Below are 7,551 nucleotides of genomic sequence, written 5' to 3'. Positions count from 1 at the left end.
GCAGCTGCTTGGTGGGCCGCTTCCTCGCCGGGCGTTTACGCGAACGACTGGCCGCGGCGCCCTGGCTGTCCGTTGTCACCGCCGGAGCGCTCATGACAGCAGCTACTGGGGCTGCATTGTCTGTGTCCTGATAAGGCTTCTCCAATTGCTTCATAGCGTTCCACCAGAATCGACCAAGGTCATAGTCGCTTTGCGTTGCGGCCCGCAGGCGGATGGGAAGTACGGAAGAGCGGAAAGGCATGTGAGGTTCACGAAAACTGTGGCTCCTTATTGACCTGCGCAGCAAGGTCTTGACATAGGGCGTTTTACGGGGTGAAGCGACTTGGACCAGTGTGAAGCCAAACTGATATCAGCCCTGCCGCGTACGGAATGAGGCGTATTAATAGATAGAGCCAGTGTGGTGGAACGTTCGCTCAACTGAGCGCAGGCTCCACGACCAAGTGCTTCAACCTTGCACCCGGATCCGAGGCCGCCGAGGCGGGTATGTCCAGCCCATGGGCCAAGGCATTCCGCACGGCCATGAAGTCGGCTGCAGAGTTAACGCAATCGGCGGCGATGATCCTGCCCTCCCGGTAGTACAGCAGCGAGAACTTGTCCGCCTCAGGGTCGCCGCGCAGCACTGTCTCATCGAAACCGGCGGAGAGGCCTGCGATCTGCAGCTTGATGTCCGCTTGGTCCGACCAGAACCACGGAAACATCCGATACGGCTCGCGGCGGCCCTGGAGTGTGGCCGCAGCGACTTTCGAATGTTCCATGGCGTGCGGAACGGATTCCATCCGCACCCGGCCGCCGTTGCCCCGGGCATACGGGTTGGGCAGGCTGGCGCAGTCGCCAGCCGCCACGGTCATTCCGTCCGAGCACAACCCGAACTCATCCACCACGATTCCGTTCTCCACGGCCAGTCCCAGCTGCTCGGCCAGTTCCGTGCGCGGAACCACGCCAACACCAATAAGCACGACGTCGGCGCTCACCTGGGTCCCATCGGCCAGTTCGACGCCAGCCACCCGCCCGTCGGCGCCGGCCAACCGGCTGATCCGCGCATCCAGCACCACGTTCGCGCCGCGGCGCTGATGCGCAGCACGGAAGTACTCGCTGGTCTCCTCCGCCACGGCCCGGCCCACCAGCCGTGGCGCAGCCTCCAGGACCGTGACGCGCTTTCCGGCGGCGCGGGCACCGGCGGCTACTTCCAAGCCGATGAAGCCACCGCCGATCACCACCACATCCCTGGCGGTCGCCAGATCCGCAGCCAACCGCACGGCGTCAGAGGCATCGCGCAGATAGTGCACGCCGTCCAGCTCCGCGCCCTCCAGCGGCAGCCGTCGCACGGCGGCGCCGGTGGCCAAGGCGAGCCGGGAGAAACGGAAGGTGCGCCCGCCTGCGGAGGTCGCGACGCCGCCGTCGTTGTTCCGTTCGAGGTGGGCAATCCGCTCACCGGTGATCAGTGAGATGTCCTGGCCCTGGTACCAGCCCGCGGTGCGGAGGGACAGCGCAGCGACATCAATGGTTCCGCGGTGCAGTTCTTTGGACAGCGGCGGGCGCTGGTACGGGGCGTGGGGCTCCTCCCCCACCAAAGTGATGGGCGAGGTGTCGCCCAACTCGCGCAGGCTCGCTGCCAGCTGCACTCCTGTCTGGCACGCGCCGATTATCAGGGTGCCTGCATCCATCGCCATGGTCAGACCTGCGCGTCCGGGAGCCGGACCGCGAGGTCGGACACCACGGGCAGCTGGCAGGAGAGCCGGCTGTTGGCGCAGCGTTCGGAGGCGGTGCAGTCCAGCATCTCGTCCTCCACCTCGCTCATCTCCGGGAGCCCGTCCAGGTAGCCATCTTCCACGTAGACGTGGCAGGTAGCGCACATGGCCGATCCGCCGCACTCGGCCACGATTCCGTGGAGCCCGTTGGAAACAGCCGTACGCATCACGCTGGTGCCGGCCTCGGCGTCCAGCACGTTTTGCATGCCGTCGGGCTGGATGAAGGTTACTTTAGGCATGGTTCAATCCTCCGGTGGGGCTCAGGCGGCGGTCAGGCGCAGCGGGAGGCTGTCCAGGCCGCGCAGGGTGTTGTTCAGCTGCTGTTGGGGCTCGCCGGCCAGTTCGAGCCGGGACACGTGCCGGGCCAGAGCCGTCAGGAAACACTCACCTTCCAGCCGGGCCAGCATCTGGCCCAGGCAGGCATGGATGCCGAAGCCGAAGCCCACGTGCCCGGCGGCCTTGCGCCGTATATCGAACGCGGATGGGTTCTCCCACTGGCGCGGATCCCGGTTGGCAGCGGCCAGGAACATCAAGACCTTGGATCCTTCCGGCAGCGCGATGCCGGAGACTTCGGCGTCCTTGTTGGTGGTCCGGAAGAAGGTCTGCACAGGTGAGGAGTAGCGCACGGTTTCCTCGAAGGCAGCCCGGGCCAGCGAGTGGTCTTCCCGCAGTGCCGCGAACTGCTCCGGGTTCTCCGCCAGGCACTGCAACGCGTTGCCAATGCCGTGCACTGTGGTGTCCACTCCCGCGGAGAGGAATGAGCGGAGCAGCTTAGCTTGGTCCTCCTCGTTGAACCCGGCCTCGGCCGCAGCGGCGTGGATCTTGGCGCCCAGCCCGTCCGACGCCGGGGAACCGGGCCGGCACTGTTCCATGATCCAGCCTTGCGCTGCGGCTCCACGCTCGAGAGCGCGTTCGAAGTGGCCGTTGCGCGGACCGAAGGTGTTGAAGACCATCGAGCCGTAGGGCAGCAGGTTCTCGCGGCCGTCCTTGGACAGGCCGATGAAATCCGGGAACACGGCGAGCGGATAGGGTTCGGCAAGGTCATGGACGCCATCAACGACGCCGTCTTGTGCGGCAACCCGGGCCACTAGCTCATCCGCGTGGGCTTGGAAACCGTCCTTCAGCGAGCGCAGCAGCTTCACCGTCAGGATCTTGGTGACCACTTGCCTCGCCTTCGTGTGCTGCGGGGGGTCTGCCTCCAGCAACAAGCTCGGCGGCCGCCACGGCTTTTCCTTGACGAAGTCGGAAATGCCCACGCCGCGCGAGGAGACGAAGGTTCCGTGATCGGTCAGCACCCGGGCCACTTCATCGTGGCGGGCCACACCATAGACCCCGTAACGCTCCAGCCAAAAGACCGGACCGGCTTCGCGCATCTGCTCATGCGCGTCGTACGGATCGGTGAGGAAGTCGTCGCTGAACGGATCAAGGTCCAGCACCGGCGCGTTGGAGGTGACAGTTTCGGTGGTCATGGGATTCTCCTACTCGGCGACGAGCGACTGGACGTCCAACTCGCTACCGGTGATTTTGTACTTGAGCATCAAGTCGGCGGTTTTTTGCAATTGCGCCACATCCAGCTCGCCTTGGAAGCGGGGCATTTCCGCGGCCTCGACCACGGCTGCCGTCACTTTGGTAAAGGTTGGCACTAGCTCGACAAGCCGCTCTCGGTTGTCCTGAAGGTCCTCAGCCGACGCCACGATGGATTCTTGGAAAGCGGCGACAGCTTCCGGGTTTTCCTTCGCAAAAGCCTCCGTGGTAATCCAGCCAGCTACCGGCATGTCCTCAACCGGACCCGAAAACAGGTTTCCAATCTTGACCAGGCCAGCTTCTTTGGCACTGGCCTGGAACGGCTCTACCTGCCAAATGGCATCCACCGCGCCGCGTTCAAGCGCGGCCTGCATATCCGGGTACGGCATCTCCACAAGGTCGACATCCGATGTCTCCAGTCCGGCGTCCTCCAGCAAGGCGTTGATGGCCACTGTGCCAATATTCTGCAAGTTGTTTACAGCAAAAGTCTTTCCCTTGAGATCGGAGATCTTTGCGATGTCAGAATCCGCAGCGACGAATATCCCATGATCACCTTTGCCGACGTCGTTCCCAGCCACCAACCTGATCGGCAAGCCCTGCTCCGCGGCCAGTAACGCCGAGGTGTAGTTCGCGTAGGTAAGGTCCACAGAACCGGAGATCAGGGCCGGAATAGCCGAAGCGCCGCCTTGCGTCGTTACGAGCTCAACATCCAAACCGTTGTCAGAAAAGATACCTGTCTCATCGGCGTTGACAACGGTAGAAGTGTGGGCAAGTGGGAAGTAGCCCACGCGAATTGATTCGGAACCGGCCGCGGCTTGACCGCTTGAGGCCCCGCCCCCGCAGGCACTCAAAGCGAGTGCAGCCGTAGTCATCAATGCGAAGAATGTCGCTTTGGTGATGTCTCTCCGTTGAAGCATCTTTATCCTTCCCCAGCGGGCCTAATCGCCCTTCGTCTATTGAGCCAGGCCCGTGTGCAGGCCTGACAGAACTATGAGCTGTGCCACAATTACCCAACAGGGTGCTTTCCGATGAAAGGAAAAATTTGTGGCAAAGTCGTCAGCCGGACGCTCTGCTTTGAGCCGGATCATGCAGATCCTTGCCGCGTTCGACGTCGACGCAGTGTTCCTCACCGTGTCGCAGTTGTCTGTTCGGAGCGGGCTGGCACTGGCGACCACCCACCGGCTGGTCGCCGAGATGGAACAGTTCGGCCTGCTGGAACGCCAGCCGGACAAGACCTACCGCTTGGGCGTGCGGCTGTGGGAAATCGCGTGCCGGACACCGGGGGCACTGGGGCTGCGTGAGATCGCCAAACCGTACCTGCAGGAGGTCCAGTCTCGGGTGCGCCAGCATACCCAGCTGGGGATTTTGGAAGGGCACGAGGTGCTCTTTCTGGAGCGCTTATCCGCGCGGGACGCAGTGGTGAACGTGACCCTGGTAGGCGGCCGGCTGCCGTTGCATGCCTCCAGCAGCGGCCTGGTGTTGCTGGCCCACTCCGACAACGGATTCCAAGACGAGCTCTTGGCCGGCGACTTGTTCCGGTACACGGATCAGACTGTCCAGAGCCCGGAAGACCTGCGCGGCTTGCTGCAGCAGATCCGCCGCGACGGCTACGCCTGCGGAAGGGGCTACATCCATCCTGAGGCGCGCGGAATCGCTGTTCCCATCCGCGGGGTCAACGACGTGGTGGTCGCTGCAGTCAGCGTGGTGGTGCCGAACGATGACGCGCCTGTCACCGGGTTCGTGCGGCTGCTCCAAGCCGCGGCACAGGCCATCAGCAAGGATCTCCATGCCGCGTACGCTCCCCCTCATGACCCCGCCGCGCCTCCCGGCGGCCGCTACCGGACGCTGGTGAGCTCCTCGCTCGATTCGATGGAATATCTGCCCAGCGCGCCGCGCCCGCGGTCCCGCCGCTGAGCGGAGCGTCTCTTCCGACATCCCCATCTGCTGATCTTTCGTTCCGAACAACACTTCTCAGGCCATCGGCGCAACTGCCTGCCGGCACCGCCGTCGTCACTATGTCCATATATTGCCGCCGGCTATCTCGCTTTAGCGGAAAAGATCAGGCGAGCAGGACTGCAGAATCGCTGCCGCTGGTACTACATCACCCTCTTCACGGTCTTGCTGGCCCTGCATGCCGCGGCCTGGACTGGCTTCTCCCTGCTCGGTGACAGCTGGTACCAGTTGCTGATTGCGTCTGCGATGGGGGCGCTATTCACCCAGTTCGCGTTCCTTTCCCACGAGGCAGCGCATCGTCAGGTGTTCAAGTCCAAGCGGGTCAATGAATGGGCGGCCCGGCTGGTCGGCACCAGCCTGGTGGGCATCAGCTACGCCATATGGATGCGCAAGCACACCAGACACCATGGATTTCCCAACACCGTGGACAAGGACCCGGACATCAAGACTGGCTCCATCGCGTTCCATCCGGACGCTGCGGCCGGGCGCCACGGGGTCAAGGCCCGCCTCACGCGGCTCCAAGGCCTCCTGTTGTTTCCGCTGCTGCCGTTCCTAGGCTTCAGCCTCTATGCCGATTCCTTCAAGTACCTGATCCGGCAGGACAAAGTTGAGCACCGCTGGCTGGAGCTGAGCATCCTAGCTGGCCGCGCCGCGTTGCTGCTCGCGGTTGTCTTCTCGTTGCTCCCGTTAGGGCAGGCATTCGCGTTCATTGGCGTTCAGATGGCGGTTTTTGGCTTCTACATGGGCGCGTCGTTTGCGCCGAACCACAAGGGCATGCCGATCTATCCCAAATCCAGCCGGCCTGACTTCGTCACCCGCCAGGTGACAGCCTCCCGTAATATCCGCGGCGGCCGGATCATGGACGTGCTGATGGGCGGCCTGAACCGCCAGACCGAGCACCACCTGTCCCTGATATGCCCCGTCCTTGCCTGAGCAAGGCGGCGCCGATGGTTCGCCAATACTGTCGCGAACATTCCATTCCGTACACGGAGACCAGTCTGCTGGCGTCATACGCGGCCATTGTCCGTTATCTGGGCGCTGTCGGAATAGCCGCTTCTGACCCGTTTCATTGTCCGGTGGCGGACATTTATCGCCGGGCCTAGCATCCACTGACAGGCGCCGCAGGCATAGGTGCCACGATGCCACCGGGATTCCCACGCGGGCCGTCAACCCCATCCACGTCCCCTAGGGCATGGACACCGGCTTGACCAACACCGAGAATGGGCGCATGGACCTGCCGCTGATGCCGCCCGTACCGCCCATGCTGGCCAAGGGCGTTGCCAAGATCCCCGACAGCGGAATGAAGTACGAGCCGAAGTGGGACGGCTTCCGCTCGATCATCTTCCGCGACGGCGATGCCGTGGAGATCGGCAGCCGGAACGAGAAGCCGATGACCCGCTATTTCCCGGAACTGGTGGAGGCCTTCCGAGAGCAGCTGCCGGAACGCTGCGTGGTGGACGGGGAGATCATCCTGGTGGGCGAGGGCGGCGACCGGCTGGACTTCGAGATGCTGCAGCAGCGCATCCACCCGGCGGCCAGCCGGGTCAAGCTGCTCTCGGTGCAGACGCCGGCCCGGTTCGTGGCGTTCGATCTGTTGGCACTCGGCGACGAAGACCTGACCTCCCGTCCGTTCGAGGAAAGGCGTGCCGCGTTGGAGAAGGCGCTCTCCGCCGTCGTCAATCCCATCCATCTGACCCGGACCACTGACGATCCGGCGCTGGCGGAGAAGTGGTTCCACGAATTCGAGGGTGCCGGGCTGGACGGCGTGGTGGCCAAGCCGCTGGACGGCACATACCAGCCGGACAAGCGGACCATGTTCAAGATCAAGCACGAGCGCACCGCCGATTGCGTGCTCGCCGGCTACCGGGTGCACAAGAGCGGCCCGGGCCGGGTGGGGTCGCTCTTGCTGGGCATCTACAACGACGGCGGAACGCTGGTCCATGTGGGCGTGGCCGGGGCATTCAGCATGAAGCGGCGCGAGGAGCTCTTCGAGGAGCTGCAGCCGCTGATCGCCGATTCAAACGACCATCCCTGGAACCGGGAGCAGCACGAGGCCGGCCAGCGCACGCCGCTCACGTCCGAGGGCAGCCGGTGGAGCGGAGGCAAGGACCTGTCCTTCGTGCCGCTGCGGCCGGAGCGGGTGCTGGAGGTCAAGTACGACCACATGGAGGGCGAGCGCTTCCGGCACACCACGCAGTTTGTCCGCTGGCGGCCGGACCGCGATCCGGAATCGTGCACCTACGGGCAGCTGGATGAGCCGGTCACCTACGACCTGAACGACGTGCTGCTGTAGCTCGACCCTGCTCCAGCGTGCGCATCTGGGCAA

7 protein-coding genes are annotated in these 7,551 nt (G+C 64.0%); 3 read left to right on the top strand and 4 right to left on the bottom strand.

Features of this window, described 5'->3' with window-relative positions; translation table 11 throughout:
- Nucleotides 1-413: 413 nt before the first annotated feature.
- Genes AB0N75_RS16600 through AB0N75_RS16585 form a run of 4 tightly spaced genes read right to left on the bottom strand, consistent with a single transcriptional unit; the run spans nucleotide 414 to nucleotide 4,189 of the window.
- Complete coding sequence (locus AB0N75_RS16600; RefSeq protein WP_364652049.1) at nucleotides 414-1,670, bottom strand: FAD-dependent oxidoreductase; 1,257 nt, start codon at nucleotides 1,668-1,670, stop codon at nucleotides 414-416.
- Between the two features lie 2 nt (nucleotides 1,671-1,672).
- On the bottom strand, nucleotides 1,673-1,987 hold the full coding sequence (locus AB0N75_RS16595) for a 2Fe-2S iron-sulfur cluster-binding protein (protein WP_364652048.1): 315 nt from the start codon (nucleotides 1,985-1,987) through the stop codon (nucleotides 1,673-1,675).
- 21 nt (nucleotides 1,988-2,008) lie between these two features.
- Nucleotides 2,009-3,217, bottom strand: a complete 1,209-nt coding sequence (locus AB0N75_RS16590) for a cytochrome P450 (protein WP_364652047.1) — start codon at nucleotides 3,215-3,217, stop codon at nucleotides 2,009-2,011.
- 9 nt (nucleotides 3,218-3,226) lie between these two features.
- Nucleotides 3,227-4,189, bottom strand: coding sequence for an ABC transporter substrate-binding protein (locus AB0N75_RS16585; RefSeq protein ID WP_364652046.1), 963 nt, complete (start codon nucleotides 4,187-4,189; stop codon nucleotides 3,227-3,229).
- Between the two features lie 127 nt (nucleotides 4,190-4,316).
- On the opposite strand from AB0N75_RS16585, the gene AB0N75_RS16580 reads away from it, so the two are divergent.
- The 3 genes from AB0N75_RS16580 (at nucleotide 4,317) to AB0N75_RS16570 (ending at nucleotide 7,518) form a co-directional block, all read left to right on the top strand.
- Entirely contained in the window at nucleotides 4,317-5,186 is an 870-nt protein-coding gene (locus AB0N75_RS16580) for an IclR family transcriptional regulator (RefSeq protein WP_364652045.1), read from the top strand.
- A 204-nt stretch (nucleotides 5,187-5,390) separates the two neighbouring features.
- Nucleotides 5,391-6,158, top strand: coding sequence for an acyl-CoA desaturase (locus AB0N75_RS16575; RefSeq protein ID WP_364652044.1), 768 nt, complete (start codon nucleotides 5,391-5,393; stop codon nucleotides 6,156-6,158).
- 295 nt (nucleotides 6,159-6,453) lie between these two features.
- Nucleotides 6,454-7,518, top strand: coding sequence for an ATP-dependent DNA ligase (locus AB0N75_RS16570; RefSeq protein WP_127512413.1), 1,065 nt, complete (start codon nucleotides 6,454-6,456; stop codon nucleotides 7,516-7,518).
- The last annotated feature ends 33 nt before the right edge of the window (nucleotides 7,519-7,551 follow it).

The sequence above is a fragment of the Arthrobacter sp. NPDC089319 genome, assembly GCF_040684925.1.
Taxonomy (GTDB): domain Bacteria; phylum Actinomycetota; class Actinomycetes; order Actinomycetales; family Micrococcaceae; genus Crystallibacter.
Note: the sequence above shows the minus strand (reverse complement) of the source record. Positions and strands in the feature narration are given on the sequence as shown.